This window comes from Serratia sp. LTN-2, from assembly GCF_059740205.1.
Window position 1 is genome coordinate 436,630 of record NZ_JCAXDO010000002.1, and the last position, 13,564, is coordinate 450,193.

The following is a 13,564-nucleotide window of genomic DNA, read 5'->3' on the forward strand; positions in this document are numbered from 1 at the left end:
CCCTCACAGCAGTTTGTACATATAGCAGGTGGCCTCCAACGCCCCGCCGTCGCTGGCGCGGGCGTATTGCGGAATGTCGCCCGCCGCCTCGAATCCCAATTGGCGGTATAACCCCTGCGCCGCGCTGCCGCTCAGGGTGTCCAGCACCAACAGGCTGCGTTGATGGCGCGCCGCCAGCGCCTGCACTTCCTGCATCAGCAGCCGCGCGACGCCCTGCCGCCGCGCCTGCGGGTGCACCATCAGCTTGACCACTTCCGCCCGGTGGCGGCCGTTGTCCGGCATCGCCAGCAGCAGCTGCACGGTGCCGACCGGCCGGCCGTGCGCGAGCGCCACCAGCATCGCGCGTTCTCCCCGCGCCAGGGCCGGCAGCAGCCCCTGCCAAAACGCCTGCGCCTGTTCTAGCGTAAAGGGCATGACGAAACCGATGCTTGCGCCGTGCGCTACGCTGGCGTACAGCATCTCGGCCAAGTCGGCAATGGCGCTTTGCGCCGCGCCGGCGTCCCACTGTTGCAGTTCAATCATGATTAGGGCCTGCAGATAACGAGCGTGTAATGGGCCGGCTCAGCGCCGGGGACATGGAAACGGGAGGCGCCGAACAGGCGATAGCGCAGACAGTCGCCGGGCGACAGCCGGAAAACGCGCCCTTCCAGCGTCAGTTCCAGCTGCCCGGACAGCAGCCAGAGGTGATGCTCCAGCGCCGGAATCGACGGCAGGTCGTAATCGATCTGCGTGCCGGCATCGAGCCGGGCTTCGATAAACTCGGCCTTATACAGCGCGGCGGGAGGAGAAACGGCGCGGCGCTGAAAACCGCTGGCGCGATCGACCCACACCGGCTGTTGCTGCAGCCGCAGCAGCTCCGGCGGTTCGTCTTCGATTTCACTCAGCAGGCGCGACATGGTCAGCCCGTAGGCGGCGCACAGCCGGTTCAGCAACGACGCCGTCGGGCTGGTTTCTGCGCGCTCTACCCGCGAGAGGGTCGCCCGGCTAAGATCGGTGCGCTGCGCCAGCGCCTCCAGCGACCACCCTCGTTGCTGACGCAAATCCGCCAGCCGTTGCGCCAACCTCAGGTCGGCATGATCCAGACCGTTATCCACCGTTCATACTCCGCGTCAAAATCCCATATAAGAGAAATAATCTCAAATTAGAGATATGGCAAGCGGATTTTAAAAAACGCCGCGCAGCGCGATGAAAATCAGCATGCTCAGCAACACCACCGCCAGCATGTTGCGCAGGAAAAATGCCAGTATCACCGCAAACACCGCGCCCCACAGGTAAGGATTGTCCGGCGCGGCTCGCAGCTGGTCGCCGCTGAAGGCGACAATCGGCCCGCAAATCGCCGTCAGCACCGCCGGTACGGAAAAACTCAACAGGGTCTTAACGCGCGGCGACAGGCGCAGCGGCAACCCCGGCGCCAGAAAACAGTAGCGGTTGAAGAACACCACCAGCCCCATCAAGGCGATCGTCAGCCAGATCATCCGCGCCCCCCGCTGCACAGCAACCCGACCAGCATCGCCGCCACGGTGGCGATCACCAATGCGCCCGGCGTCTGAAAATGGTGCAGCACGATGGAAAGCAGCAGCGCGGTCAGCACGCAGGCCAACACCGGCAGGCTGCGCACCAGCGGCACCACGATGGCGATAAAGGTGGCGGCGATGGAAAAGTCCAGCCCGTAACCGTCCAGATCCCCGGCGCTGCCGGCGGCCACAATGCCGAGCAGCGTGGAGAGGAACCAGCACAAATAGAAGGTCAGCCCGGCACCCAGCACATACCAGCGGTTAAAACTCGCCGGCGTCTGTTCGCCGGTCAGCGCGAACAGCTCATCGGTGAGCAAGAACCCCAGCGCCAGCCGCCAGCGCAGCGGCAGCGGCGCGATGCGCTCGCGCAACCGCAGCGCGTAAAGAAAATGCTGGGCGGTGACGAAAAAGGTCGATAACAAGATCGCCAGCAGCCCGGCGCCGCCCTTGATCATGCCCATCGCCACCAGCTGCGACGCGCCGGCGAACACGATGGCCGACATGCCCAGCCCCTGCGCCGGCGTCAGGCCGCTTTGCATCGCCATCGATCCGGCCAGTACGCCCCACGGCACCACCGCCAGGCACAGCGGCAAGATCGCCGCCCCGCCCTGCAGCGCAGGACGCAGGCGGGCGGACGGCGGTGTGATGAGGGGGATTGAATCAGTCATGCGCTTCTCCTTGGGTTGAAGAAGCCAGCTTACGGCGCGCGTGCACACGGGTATTGCACCCGATTGCCCGGCTATTTCAGCGATTTGACGTAGTCGCCCGGCGTAACGCCCATCGATTTGCGGAAATGGCGGTGGAAATGGCTTTGATCGTGAAAACCGCAGCTCAGCGCGCTGTCCAGCACGCTGCTGCCGGCCTTCAGCATGCCGCGCGCCTTGCGCAACCGCGCCTGAATTTGATAGGCATGCGGCGGCAGACCGGTGGCCTGCTGAAACTGTCGCAGCAGGTAATAAGGGCTGAGCGCCACGCGCTCCGCCAGCTCCAGCAGCGAAATGTCCGCCTCGGGAAAATCGTCGAGAAAGGCTTTCACCCGCGCCACCTGGCTTTGCGCCCGGCTCTGCGGCGCAGGGTCGATACGGCTTTTGCCGTGCCGCAGCATCAGCCAGGTCAGCGCCGAGAATACCATGGTCTCCTTCATCAGCCGGTTCTCATCGCTGCGCAGCAGGCTGAACGCCATCCGCAGCTGACCGGCCAGGCCGATGTCATGCACCACCGGGTTGGGGAAATAAGGCGTCGCGCCGGCGCCGGTTTTCAGATCGCGCGACAAAAAGGCCAGCAGCTCCGGCGTCGGATACATCGCCTGATATGACCAGCCCTCTTCGGTGGCGGAACTGCCGGTGTGGATGTCGTCGGCGTTGACCAGAATAATGCTGCCCAGCGGCGCCACGTGTTCACCGCCGGTACGGTAGAAGCGCTGGGCGCCGTCGTCGATGACGCCCACGCAAAAGCCTTCATGGCTATGGCGCGAGAAGCTCTGGCGGCGGTAGGTGGCCTGCAGCACTTCCAGCCCGCCGAGATCGTCGACGTGCATGAAATGGGCCTGTTCCCGGGATGCTTTGCGTGCTGCGCCTTCCGCCTTCATCTTGCCTACCTCCGCTGAATGAGAGGCATTCTAGCACTCGCGCGAGGACGGGTTTTGTACAAAATTGCCCGTCTCGGCGCTCGGTGGTGCAATCGCCGCGCAGCGCCAGGCGCTGAATACCGCCAGCAGCGGCGCCAGCGCAAATGCCAGGAACAGCCAACGCGCCGCCGACGCCGCCCCCGCCGCGCCCCCCGGATCGTTCAACCCCGCCAGGTTGGCTATCATCCCGGCCAGCGCCGCGCCGAATGCGGTGGCGAACAGCTGCACCGTGGTTATCGAAGCGCCAGCGATATCTTTGTCCGCTTCGGGCGCCACCTGCAAAATGCGCGTCAGCAGGTGCGGCCAGCCTAAGCCGATACCGAACCCCACCAGCGACAGCGCAATGACGAGCGCCGTCAGCGCCTGCCAGTGGCCGCCGGACGGCACCGGCATCAGCAGCGCCAGCGCCAACAGCCCCACCAGCACGAACAGCGGCCCGCTGACGATCGCCCGGCGAATGCCCGCCCCGCGCCAGCCGGAGCTGAGGATCTCGGACAGCGTCCAGCCGGCGGCCATGGTGGCGGCGATATAACCGGAGATCAGCGGCGACTGGCCGTGCAGCAGCTGCAGGAAATACGGCACGAAGATTTCGCTGGTCATGCCGATCGTCAACAACGTGATCGTGATGTAGAGCGCCGCCAGCGATGAACCGCGCCGCAGCGCGCCGTGCGGCAACAGGCGGGCGCGCGAGTGCGCTTCGCGTTTCAGCAGCCAGGCCATCAGCGCTAACGAGAGCGCGATGCCCGCCAGGTTGATCCAGGCGCTGTGCGCCAGGCTGCCGGCGGACACCACCAGCACCGCCACGGTCAGCAACAGCAGCTGTGCGGTCGGCAATGGCGCGGCCGCCTGCTGCGCCTTGCCCTTGGGCAGGATCACAAAGGTAAACGCGGCGTACAGCACCATGATCGGCAGCAGAATGCCGAAGGCCCAGCGCCAGGCGTGCAGCTCGGCGAAAATGCCGCCCACCGCCGGCCCCACCAGGGTGGCGATGCCCCACATCGCCGAGATGAGCGCCATGATGCGCGGCCACAGCCGCTGCTCGAACACCAGGTTGATCATCGCGTAAGAGAGCGCAAAGATCAGCCCGCCGCCGAAGCCCTGCACCGTGCGGCCGATCAGCATCACTGGCATGCTCGGCGCCAGCGCACACAGGGCCGCCCCGGCGAGGAAGAACAGCGAAGCCACCAGATAGGCGCTGCGCGCGCCGTAACCGCTGAGCAAGCGGGCCGACAACGCGGAGCCGAGGATCGACGCCACCACGAACAGCGTAGTGTTCCAGGCATAGAGATCCAGCCCGCCGATATCCTGCACCACCGAGGGCAGAATGGTGGTGGCGACCAGAATATTGATGGCATGCAGCGCTACGCCGAGCGAAAGCGCGATCGCACTGGCCGCATTTTTGCCGGAGAAAAGGTCGCTCCAGCGGCTATCGTCATGGGTTATCACGGTTGTCGTCCTGTTTTCAGAGGAATGGCATTGAGTTGGTCATGAGATTGCGTTAAATTTAACAAGAGTTATCTTGGAATAAGTTAGGGCGAGGCGGAGAAATATGTCAAGAATAAACTTGGAAAATGGCGGAGGCACCGCACAATCGGTCAGTGACCGATTGCTGACGCTATTGAAAACCCGCGGCCCGCAGCAAGCTTCTGATGCAGGAAAGGTGCTCGGCACCACCGGTGAGGCGGCCCGCCAGCAGTTCGTCAAGCTGGCGAAAGAGGGACTGGTCGAAGCGGTGGCGGAAACGCGCGGCGTGGGCCGCCCGGTGCAGCTGTGGCATTTGACCTCGGCCGGCAACGCGCGCTTTCCCGATACCCATGCGGACCTGACGGTGCAGCTGCTGCGCACCGTGCGCGACAAGCTGGGCGAACAGGCGATCGACGTGCTGATCGAGACGCGCGAGCAGGAAAACCGCATCAACTACAAGCAGGCGATGATCGGCGCCGCTGACCTGGAAGAGCGCGTGGCGCGCCTGACCGAAATCCGCTGCCGCGAAGGCTATATGGCCGAATGGGGCCGCGAAGAGGACGGTTCCTACTTGCTGGTGGAGAACCACTGCCCGATCTGCGCCGCCGCCACCGTCTGCCAGGGCTTCTGCCGGGCGGAACTGAGCATCTTCACCGAAGTGCTGCAGGCCCAGGTGGAACGCGCCGAGCATATTCTGGCCGGCTCGCGCCGCTGCGCCTACCGGATTTCTCTCCTGTAACGACTATTTTTGCCCCGGTTTTCAACCGGTACAGATTATTCTGCTTGTGCACCCTGCACCTTCCCTTCTAAGGTTTAATTAACGAACATTCAGGCAAACGGCGGGCCTCGCGCCCGCTCTGGCAAATCCGTCGGCGCGTTTAGCGCGCAGCGGCAGAGTAACCCCACGGGAGTTGAACGATGAAGAAGCCGCATGCCGGATTCTGGCTGGCGACGCTGGGACTGGGCGTCTGCTGGCTGCTGGCGCTGCTGACTCGCGATCGGCTCAACGGCATACTGCTCGCCGGCGCGGCGCTGGCATTGATCTTTACCCCCGCAGCCCGCCGCAAAGGCGCGGCCCTGACCGCCTTGGGCGGTATCGGCATGGATGGGCTGTGGAGCTACAGCGGCGTGCTGCACTACAGCGGGCAACACGGCCTGCCGCTCTGGACCATCGCGCTGTGGATCGGCTTCGGCTGCTGGTGGTATTGGCTGCTGGACGTGGTCAGAGCGGCGCCCTGGCCGCTGGCGGTGTTGGGCGCCGCCGTCGGCCCCTTCGCCTACGCCGTGTCCTGGAAGCTGGACGCCTTGCTGCCCGGCGTGCCGCCGGAGTTCATGCTGCTGCTGTTGGCCATCGGCTGGTCGATTTACCTGCCGGCAGTCAGCTGGCTGCGGTGGAAACAGCAGGACCATTGAACGGCTTTCGGCAGCCGGAAAAATAATGCCGAAGGCCATTGCTTATCGGTTGCCCGATCGGGTTTACTGAGCGTTCTAATAATAATCATCCCTGCAAAATACAATCCTATGCTTAGCCAACAAAGCCGTAGCGTCCTGCCGTTGATCGGGGCGTTGTTCACGTTATATATCGTTTGGGGTTCCACCTATTTCGTCATTCGTCTCGGCGTCGCGCAGTGGCCGCCGCTGATGATGGCCGGCATTCGCTTTCTGACAGCCGGCATCGTGCTGTTCGGTTTCCTGGCCTGGCGCGGTCACGCGCTGCCGACGCCGAAGCAGTGGCTGGCCGCCGGCGTCATCGGCATTCTGCTGCTGGCGGTGGGCAACGGCCTGGTGACGGTGGCGGAACACCAACACGTGCCCTCCGGCATCGCGGCGGTGATGGTGGCGACGGTACCGCTGTTCACCCTCTGCTTCAGCTTGCTGTGGGGCATGCGCAACACCAAACTGGAATGGGCCGGCATCGCGCTCGGGTTAGTGGGCATCGTGCTGCTTAACACCGGCAACAACCTGGTGGGCAACCCGACCGGTGCGCTGCTGATCTTGCTGGCGTCGGCCAGCTGGGCCTTTGGGTCGGTATTGGGATCGCGTATCTCGCTGCCGGCCGGGCCGATGGCCGGTGCGGCGGAGATGCTGGTGGCCGGCGTAGTGTTATTGGCCGCCAGCCAACTGAGCGGCGAGCACCTGACTCAGATGCCGAGCGCCAGCGGCTTCCTGGCGCTGGGGTATCTGATCGTCTTCGGCTCGATGCTGGCGATCAGCGCCTATATGTTCTTGTTGAAGAACGTGCGCCCGGCGGTCGCCACCAGCTATGCCTACGTCAACCCGGTGGTGGCGGTGCTGCTCGGCATCGGTTTTGCCGGCGAATCGCTGGCGCCGCGCGAGTGGCTGGCGCTGGTGATCATCGTGGCGGCGGTGGTGCTGGTGACGCTGGGAAAATACCTGTTCGCCCGCCCGGCCCGCGTGCAGGCCATCGACAGCGAACGGTAGCGATCACAAAGGGCGGTCTGCGGGCCGCCGTTAAAAACGATTCTTGTTTCACCCGGCGAAGGGGCTATAATTCCCGCTGTTCCAAGCAACCTGCGAAATTATTCCTATGCTGAAAAAAGCGTTCGTCATCGTCATCGCCCTGTGCGCCTTCGGTTCTCTGGGCGGCGTGTTCCTCGCCGGGCTGAACATCTACACCCGTTCCACCACCCCGCACGAAGAAAGCGCGCCTGCCGGGGACGCCGCCGCCACACCGGCGCAAACCGAAACCCTTCAGGCCAAGTGATCGTCCATCCAACGCTGGCAGCGCTGCTGTAAGAAGCGCTGCAGCTGCCTGACGCGCTCCGAGATCTGCGAGCGATGCGGGCAGACCAGATTGATCGGCACCGCGTCGCTGCGCCATTCCGGCAACAGTTGCACCAGCCGCCCGGCGCGAATGTCGGCCGCCACGTCGATCGCCGACTTGCGCACCACGCCGTGCCCGGCCAGTGCCCAGCGCCGCGCCACCTCGCCGTCATCGGTAAAATAGCTGCCGTTCAGCGGCACTTCGACCAGCTCCTCACCGCGCCACAGCCGCCATTCCACCTGCCGTTTGCCGCTGGGTTGATACACCAGAATGCTGTGCCTGGCCAAATCGGCCGGCGTTTGCGGCTCGCCGTGCCGCCGCAGGTAATCCGGGCTGGCGCAGATCAACCGCCGATGCTGTGGCAAGATCGGCAGCGCCACCAGCGAAGAGTCGGCCAGCGATCCGAAACGCAACGCCACGTCCACCGGCTCGCGAAACAGATCGGCCTGCCGATCGTTGATCAGGAGCTGCAGTTGAATATGCGGGTGCTGAAGCCGAAACTCATCCAGCCAGCCGAGCAGCAGATTGCGACCGAAATCCGACGGCGCGGAAATCTGCAGCACCCCGGACAGCCCCTGATGCTTCTCGCGGATCGCCTGCTCTCCTTCGGCCAACGCCCCCAACGCCAGGCGCGCGCTGTCGAGATAGCGCGCCCCCTCCTCCGTCAGCCTCAGGCTGCGCGTTGAACGCACCAACAGCCGCGCGCCCAGCTGCTGCTCCAGCCTTTTCACCGCAATGCTGGCCGCCGCCGGCGTCATATCCAGCGCGCGCGCGGCAGCGGAAAAACTGCCGCCATCCACCGTGCGGACAAACACCTCGAGATCGACAAATGAGGTCATGCATTTCCCTTCTTAGAAAGCCGACTTCGCGGCATGGCGGGTTGACGATAAAACGCCCAATGATTATGATTAGATCATAACAAACGAAGTTTTGAGCAATGGATGAACGCAATGGACTGGACTACATCCTTAGCCTGCATGGCACGCGGGTTAATCGTGAGGATGGCTATTGGTGGAAAATAGAAGCCTGGACGGTGACCCAAACGGCCTTTATCCCTCATGGCATCCGTTACAATTTGCCCCTGCATGATAACCACAATACCCGGATTTTTGGCATAGATAACGCGCATGCCACTAAAACGCCCCGCAAAGGAAAGTTTTCTGGCCGCGTCGTTTACGATCACCAACACGACTCCCCAACGGACGAAGGCTCACCCTACGAGTTTTATTCCGCTTATCAGTTGGTGGAGGATTTTTTTACCCGGATAGATGAAGTCATACGCAAGAGAGAAAATCGAGGTTGATGATGAAAGCACTGATTGGCGTGATGCCTGAAGAACTGATTCGCAAACGCATACTGGCGATCGCAAAAGGGGAATATCAGCCGCAGGAGCGTGAGCCCAACGTGTGGTTCACGTCGATGATTGCGCTGGCCCAGGTGCTCAGCAACGAGAATATCGCCCTGCTGCGTCTGATCGACACAGCCCGCCCAGAGACCATCAGTCAGTTGGCCGAACTGTCGGGCCGCCAGGTCAGCAACCTGTCAACCACGCTGAAAACGCTGAGCGGGCACGGCCTGGTGGCGCTGGAAAAACAGGGGCGTTCGGTGAAACCCCGCGCGCTGTTTACCGATTTCGAAATTATCGTGGATCAGAAGTTAAACGCCCGCTTTAGCGCGGCATGATCTTTAAAATTCATTAACAAGTGTTTGTCAGTAAGGCCGATTGTTAGGTGATTTTCAATCAGGAAAGATAGATCCCGTTGAAACTTACCCTAAAAGAGGCCTTAACATGACGATTCCCGATTCCCCCCTGAAACGACAAAAGCTGGTGATCCTGGGCGGTACCAGCGGCATTGGCGCCGCGGTGGCCTACGCGGCGGCGGCGCGCGGCGCTGAAGTGGTGTTGGCTTCGCGCCGCCTTCCTCAGGCCGGGGAGAAAAACGGTGCGCTGCGCCTGATGCAGGCCGATCTGGCCGATGAAACGTCGCTGCAGGCGCTGTTTGCCGCCGTCGGCGCTTTCGACCATCTGGTGATCACCGCCGGGCCGCTGGTGCAGGCGAAACCGCTGGCGGAGACCGCCCTTGAACAGGCGCAGGCCGACTTCAACGTCAAATTCTGGGGCAGTTTGCGCGCGGTGCAGGCCGCGCTGCCGACGCTGGCGCCGCAGGGTTCCATCACCCTGACCTCCGGCCAGCTGTCGCGCAAATACCTCGGCGGCCAGCTGATCAAAACCGCCATCAACGCCGCGCTGGAAGCGGCCGGCAAGCAGCTGGCGAAGGAGCTGGCGCCGCGGCGGGTGAACGTGGTCAGCCCCGGCATCACCGCCACCGAAGCCTACGACGGCATGAGCGCCGCACAGCGTCAGGCGCTGTTCGAACGGGTTGGCGGCAGTCTGCCGGTCGGTCGCATCGGCCAGCCGGCCGACGTCGCGGCGGGTTACCTGCTGGCGATGGAGAACGGCTTCGTCACCGGCAGCGTGATCGACATCGACGGCGGCGGCCTGTTGTAACGGCGGCTAGAGCGCCGTCACGCCCTGCGCGGCAGCCTGCTGTTCCAGCACGGTGATAATCTGGTAGGCCGAACGCGGCACCAGGCTGAAATCGCCGATCAGCAGGCGATCGCTGACCGCCTCATCCAGCATCGCTCGGGCGCCGGCGCGCAGAATTTCCAGCTGCTCCGGCGGCGTGCCCGCGGCGGTGATCAGCGGCAAACCCGGCACCGCCGCCGTGCGGCCGATGATTTTCAGCCCCTCCAGCGCCTGCGGCTGTGCGCGGCGCAGCAGTTCCATGCTGATGGAATCGATGGCGGCGATATCGGCCTGCCCGCTGCGGATCAGCTTCAGCGACTGATAATGCGCGCCGGAGGCGATAGCCGCGCCGAAGAATTTCCCGTCCTGCGCCAGCGGCGCGATCAGCGCGCGCAGGCCGTTGTAGCCGGACTGGGAATCGGTGCTGTTATAGGCCGCCGTCCGGCCGCGAAAATCCGCCAGCCGCTCGCCGGGATCGTCGGCGCGCACCACCAGCCAACTGCGATAATTCGGCCCGTCGCACCCTTCAACCCGGTAATGGTAAGTGCCGATCAGCTGCACCTGCGGCAGGCTGCTGACCAACGGATAACCGCAGGTCTGGCTGAGCAGCAGATCCTCGCGCCGCCAGTGTTGCGCCAGATCGTCCGGCCAACTGAGCTGCTCCGGCGCGGCCGGCAACCCCAGCCGCAGCAGTTTGTCGCGCAGAACCTGCCAGAAGGATTCGGCCTGCTCCCGGCCAACGCCGTACATCGGTAGAGACACCTGCATCATTTCCCCCTTACCCCGCCGGAGTGGTCGCCAGCGTCTGCTGACGCCAGGCGGTGAGATAACGCACCCAACGTTCAAACAGCATATCGGTGATAATAGCCAACAGCGCCACTACCGCCGCGCCCTGGATCACATAGGCGGTGTTAAACCCGCTCAGGCCGATGATGATCGGCGAACCGAGCGTCTTGGTGCCGACGGTGGAAGCGATGGCCGCCGTGCCGATATTGATGATCACCGAGGTGCGGATCCCGGCGACGATCACCGGCGCCGCCAGCGGCAGTTCCACCCGCCACAGAATTTGCCAGGCGCTCATCCCTACGCCGCGGGCGATCTCTCGCGTGGCGGGCGGCACCGATTCGATACCCGCCAGCGTGCCCTGCAGGATCGGCAGCAGGCCGTACAGCACCAGCGCGATGATCGCCGGCTGTTCGCTGAAGCCCATCACCGGCACCGCTACCGCCAGCACCGCCACCGGCGGAAAGGTCTGCCCCACCGCCACCACCGTTTCCACCAGCGAACGAAACTCCCGGCCGCTGCGCCGGGTCACGGCGACACCGGCCGCCACGCCGATCGCCACCGCGATCAGGCTGGAGATCGCCACCAGCAGCAGGTGCGCTGCCACCAACGCGATGAAGCTGTCTTGCTGGTAAATTGGCCGATCCAGGTCGGGGAACCAGGCGGCGAACAGACCGCGTAAATGATCCATGCCAAATACCAGCACCAACAGCAGCGCCAGCGTCCAGAGCAGCGGATCGCGCAGCAGGCGCCCGATGCGCCCGCTCATGACAGCGCCTGCCCGGCGATCAGATCGTTGAAATGCAAGACCCCCAACGCTTCGCCCTGTTCATCCACCACCGGCAAGCAGTCGCTGCCGCGCGCCACAAAGACCGACAGCGCCTCGCGCAGGCTCAGGGCGGCGGCGATAGGTTCGCCCGCGGCGACGCCGGGCCGCACCCGCTCCGCCACCGTCCCCAGCGACAGCAGTTTGATGCCGCGATCGCTGCGCCCGAAAAAGTCACGCACGAAGTCGTTGGCCGGCGCGGTCAGCAATTCCAGCGGCGTGCCCTGTTGTACCACCCGCCCCTGGTCGAGCAGCACCAGACGATCCGCCAGGCCCAGCGCTTCGTCGATGTCGTGCGTCACCAGCACGATGGTGCGGCCGGAGAGCTGATGAATGCGGGCGATCTCCGCCTGCAACGCCGCACGGGTGACCGGATCCAGCGCGCCGAACGGTTCATCCATCAGCAGCACCTCGGGATCGGCCGCCAGCGCGCGCGCCACACCCACCCGCTGCTGCTGCCCGCCGGAAAGCTGATGCGGATAGCGGCGGCGAAACAGATCCGGCTCCAGATGCAACAGCTCCAGCAGTTCGCTAACCCGATCGCGAATGCGCGCGCGCGGCCATTTCAGCAACTGCGGCACGGTGGCAATGTTCTCCTCCACCGTCCAGTGCGGAAACAGGCCGATCGATTGGATCGCGTAGCCCATGCGCCGCCGCAGATCCTGCGGTTTAAACGACTGGATCTCTTCGCCGGCAAAGAAAATCTTGCCCCGATCGTGTTCGATCAGGCGGTTGATCATTTTTAACGTGGTGGACTTGCCGGAGCCCGAGGTGCCGATCAACACGGTGAATTCGCCCTCGGCGATGTGCAGCGTGAGATCGTCCACCGCCGGCTTGCCCTGAAAAATTTTGCTGACTTGCTCAAAGTGAATCATCGGCGCGATACGTCCAGGATTGAAACCCAAAATTTAAACAGCGAATCGACGATGACCGCCATCATGACCACCGGGATCACCCCCAGCAGAACCAGATCCAGCGCGCTGCTGAGCAGCCCCTGAAATACGATGGCGCCAAAGCCGCCGGCACCGATCAGCGCCGCCACCACCGCCATGCCGACGGTCTGCACCGCCAGAATACGCACGCCGGTCAGGAACAGCGGCAGCGCCAACGGCAGCTGCACGCGCAGGAAGATCTGCCCGCGCGTCAACCCCATGCCGGTAGCGGACTCAATCACGCCGGCCGGTACGCTTTGCAGCCCCGCCACCACGCTGCGCACCAGCGGCAACAGCGCGTACAGCACCAGCGCCACGATCGCCGGCGCCATGCCGATACCGCTGACGCCGTGTTCCGCCAGCCAGGGCACCGCCACCGCCAGCCCCGCCAGCGGTGCGATCAGCAGGCCGAACAGCGCGATCGACGGCACGGTCTGGATAATGTTCAACACGGAGAAGATCGGCCGCTGCCAGCGCTCGGAACGAAAGCACAGCACCCCGAGCGGCACACCGATCGCCAGCGCAGGCGCCATCGTCGCCAGCAGAATGGTCAGGTGCTGCAACAGCGCGGCGTCAAACACCTCCTGCCGATTATGGTACTCCTTCAGCAGCGACAGCTGATCGAGCTGATGGCCGAACAGCAGCAGCGCCGGCGGCACCAGCACCAGCGCATTGCCGAGCATCCGCCGCAGGTGCGATGACGTGAGACGCGCCATGGCGTCGGCGGCGATCAGCAGGCTCAGCGCCATCGTCAACCAGCAGCCGCTGCCCCAGGAGGTGCGAGCCAGCCGCGATCCCTCCTGCGCCAGACGCCCGGCGGCCTGGCCGCTGATCCAGAACGCCAGCGTTAGTACACCACAGGCGGCCAACGCCGCCAGCAGCGCACGCCCCCGCGTCGGCGGCAGCAGGCTGAGGATCGCCAATGTCGCCAGCGGCAACAGCAGCCACAGCGCCGGGCCGTGCAGCAGGGAGTACAAGGAAAGGCTTTTACCCGACAACAGACGATTGGGGGCGTAACTGAGGAACGGCAGGCCGAAGGCGGCCAGCAGCAACAGCATGAACAGCGTCAACAAGACGCGATGTTTTACGGCGATAATCAAAGAAAC

The 13,564-nt window shown here is 64.1% G+C and carries 18 protein-coding genes; 7 read left to right on the forward strand and 11 right to left on the reverse strand.

Going from position 1 to position 13,564, the window contains the following annotated elements; all coding sequences use genetic code 11:
* Positions 1-3: 3 nt before the first annotated feature.
* From AC6BYQ_RS05785 to AC6BYQ_RS05810, 6 genes are all read right to left on the reverse strand, one after another.
* Entirely contained in the window at positions 4-522 is a 519-nt protein-coding gene (locus AC6BYQ_RS05785) for a GNAT family N-acetyltransferase (protein ID WP_498056480.1), read from the reverse strand.
* A 2-nt stretch (positions 523-524) separates the two neighbouring features.
* Positions 525-1,094, reverse strand: a complete 570-nt coding sequence (locus AC6BYQ_RS05790) for a helix-turn-helix domain-containing protein (protein ID WP_074054741.1) — start codon at positions 1,092-1,094, stop codon at positions 525-527.
* A 69-nt stretch (positions 1,095-1,163) separates the two neighbouring features.
* Positions 1,164-1,475: an AzlD domain-containing protein gene (locus tag AC6BYQ_RS05795; RefSeq protein WP_019454648.1), complete on the reverse strand. Its 312-nt coding sequence runs from the start codon at positions 1,473-1,475 to the stop codon at positions 1,164-1,166.
* Positions 1,472-2,182 (reverse strand): AzlC family ABC transporter permease, encoded by a 711-nt coding sequence (locus AC6BYQ_RS05800; RefSeq protein ID WP_498056481.1) that lies wholly within the window; start codon positions 2,180-2,182, stop codon positions 1,472-1,474. The genes AC6BYQ_RS05795 and AC6BYQ_RS05800 overlap by 4 nt, the downstream gene beginning before the upstream one ends.
* Before the next feature lie 71 nt (positions 2,183-2,253).
* Complete coding sequence (locus AC6BYQ_RS05805; RefSeq protein ID WP_019454650.1) at positions 2,254-3,102, reverse strand: AraC family transcriptional regulator; 849 nt, start codon at positions 3,100-3,102, stop codon at positions 2,254-2,256.
* A 30-nt stretch (positions 3,103-3,132) separates the two neighbouring features.
* Entirely contained in the window at positions 3,133-4,587 is a 1,455-nt protein-coding gene (locus AC6BYQ_RS05810) for an MFS transporter (RefSeq protein WP_498056482.1), read from the reverse strand.
* Positions 4,588-4,690: 103 nt separating this feature from the next.
* On the opposite strand from AC6BYQ_RS05810, the gene AC6BYQ_RS05815 reads away from it, so the two are divergent.
* The 4 genes from AC6BYQ_RS05815 to AC6BYQ_RS05830 all read left to right on the forward strand — a co-directional run bounded on the left by AC6BYQ_RS05815 (position 4,691) and on the right by AC6BYQ_RS05830 (position 7,330).
* The gene (locus AC6BYQ_RS05815) at positions 4,691-5,344 is read left to right on the forward strand and encodes a helix-turn-helix transcriptional regulator (protein ID WP_025159993.1); all 654 of its coding nucleotides are present in this window, start codon (positions 4,691-4,693) and stop codon (positions 5,342-5,344) included.
* 179 nt (positions 5,345-5,523) lie between these two features.
* Complete coding sequence (locus AC6BYQ_RS05820) at positions 5,524-6,018, forward strand: DUF2878 domain-containing protein (RefSeq protein ID WP_063919001.1); 495 nt, start codon at positions 5,524-5,526, stop codon at positions 6,016-6,018.
* A gap of 108 nt (positions 6,019-6,126) precedes the next feature.
* The gene (yedA, locus tag AC6BYQ_RS05825; protein WP_498056483.1) at positions 6,127-7,047 is read left to right on the forward strand and encodes a drug/metabolite exporter YedA; all 921 of its coding nucleotides are present in this window, start codon (positions 6,127-6,129) and stop codon (positions 7,045-7,047) included.
* A gap of 106 nt (positions 7,048-7,153) precedes the next feature.
* Positions 7,154-7,330: a YohO family small membrane protein gene (locus tag AC6BYQ_RS05830; RefSeq protein WP_016928550.1), complete on the forward strand. Its 177-nt coding sequence runs from the start codon at positions 7,154-7,156 to the stop codon at positions 7,328-7,330.
* On the opposite strand, the gene AC6BYQ_RS05835 is transcribed toward AC6BYQ_RS05830, so the two are convergent.
* The gene (locus AC6BYQ_RS05835; RefSeq protein ID WP_019454655.1) at positions 7,318-8,229 is read right to left on the reverse strand and encodes a LysR family transcriptional regulator; all 912 of its coding nucleotides are present in this window, start codon (positions 8,227-8,229) and stop codon (positions 7,318-7,320) included. The two genes, AC6BYQ_RS05830 and AC6BYQ_RS05835, sit on opposite strands and share 13 nt — an antisense overlap.
* A 98-nt stretch (positions 8,230-8,327) precedes the next feature.
* Between AC6BYQ_RS05835 and AC6BYQ_RS05840 the strand changes: the two genes are divergently transcribed.
* From AC6BYQ_RS05840 to AC6BYQ_RS05850, 3 genes are all read left to right on the forward strand, one after another.
* A complete protein-coding gene (locus AC6BYQ_RS05840) occupies positions 8,328-8,693 on the forward strand; it encodes a toxin-antitoxin system TumE family protein (protein ID WP_498056484.1) in 366 nt (121 codons plus the stop codon).
* Entirely contained in the window at positions 8,693-9,073 is a 381-nt protein-coding gene (locus tag AC6BYQ_RS05845; RefSeq protein WP_019454657.1) for an HVO_A0114 family putative DNA-binding protein, read from the forward strand. Before AC6BYQ_RS05840 ends, AC6BYQ_RS05845 begins: the two co-directional genes overlap by 1 nt.
* A 106-nt stretch (positions 9,074-9,179) precedes the next feature.
* Positions 9,180-9,899 carry an SDR family oxidoreductase gene (locus AC6BYQ_RS05850; RefSeq protein ID WP_498056485.1) on the forward strand — a complete coding sequence of 240 codons (720 nt, stop codon included), beginning with the start codon at positions 9,180-9,182 and terminating at the stop codon, positions 9,897-9,899.
* Positions 9,900-9,905: 6 nt separating this feature from the next.
* On the opposite strand, the gene AC6BYQ_RS05855 is transcribed toward AC6BYQ_RS05850, so the two are convergent.
* From AC6BYQ_RS05855 to AC6BYQ_RS05870, 4 genes are read right to left on the reverse strand one after another with little or no spacing between them, the layout of a single operon-like run.
* Positions 9,906-10,688 (reverse strand): phosphate/phosphite/phosphonate ABC transporter substrate-binding protein, encoded by a 783-nt coding sequence (locus AC6BYQ_RS05855; protein WP_025159995.1) that lies wholly within the window; start codon positions 10,686-10,688, stop codon positions 9,906-9,908.
* 7 nt (positions 10,689-10,695) lie between these two features.
* On the reverse strand, positions 10,696-11,469 hold the full coding sequence (locus tag AC6BYQ_RS05860) for an ABC transporter permease (protein WP_498056486.1): 774 nt from the start codon (positions 11,467-11,469) through the stop codon (positions 10,696-10,698).
* Positions 11,466-12,401: an ABC transporter ATP-binding protein gene (locus tag AC6BYQ_RS05865; protein WP_498056487.1), complete on the reverse strand. Its 936-nt coding sequence runs from the start codon at positions 12,399-12,401 to the stop codon at positions 11,466-11,468. The genes AC6BYQ_RS05860 and AC6BYQ_RS05865 overlap by 4 nt, the downstream gene beginning before the upstream one ends.
* Positions 12,398-13,558 (reverse strand): ABC transporter permease, encoded by a 1,161-nt coding sequence (locus tag AC6BYQ_RS05870; protein WP_498056488.1) that lies wholly within the window; start codon positions 13,556-13,558, stop codon positions 12,398-12,400. Before AC6BYQ_RS05870 ends, AC6BYQ_RS05865 begins: the two co-directional genes overlap by 4 nt.
* Between the last annotated feature and the right edge of the window lie 6 nt (positions 13,559-13,564).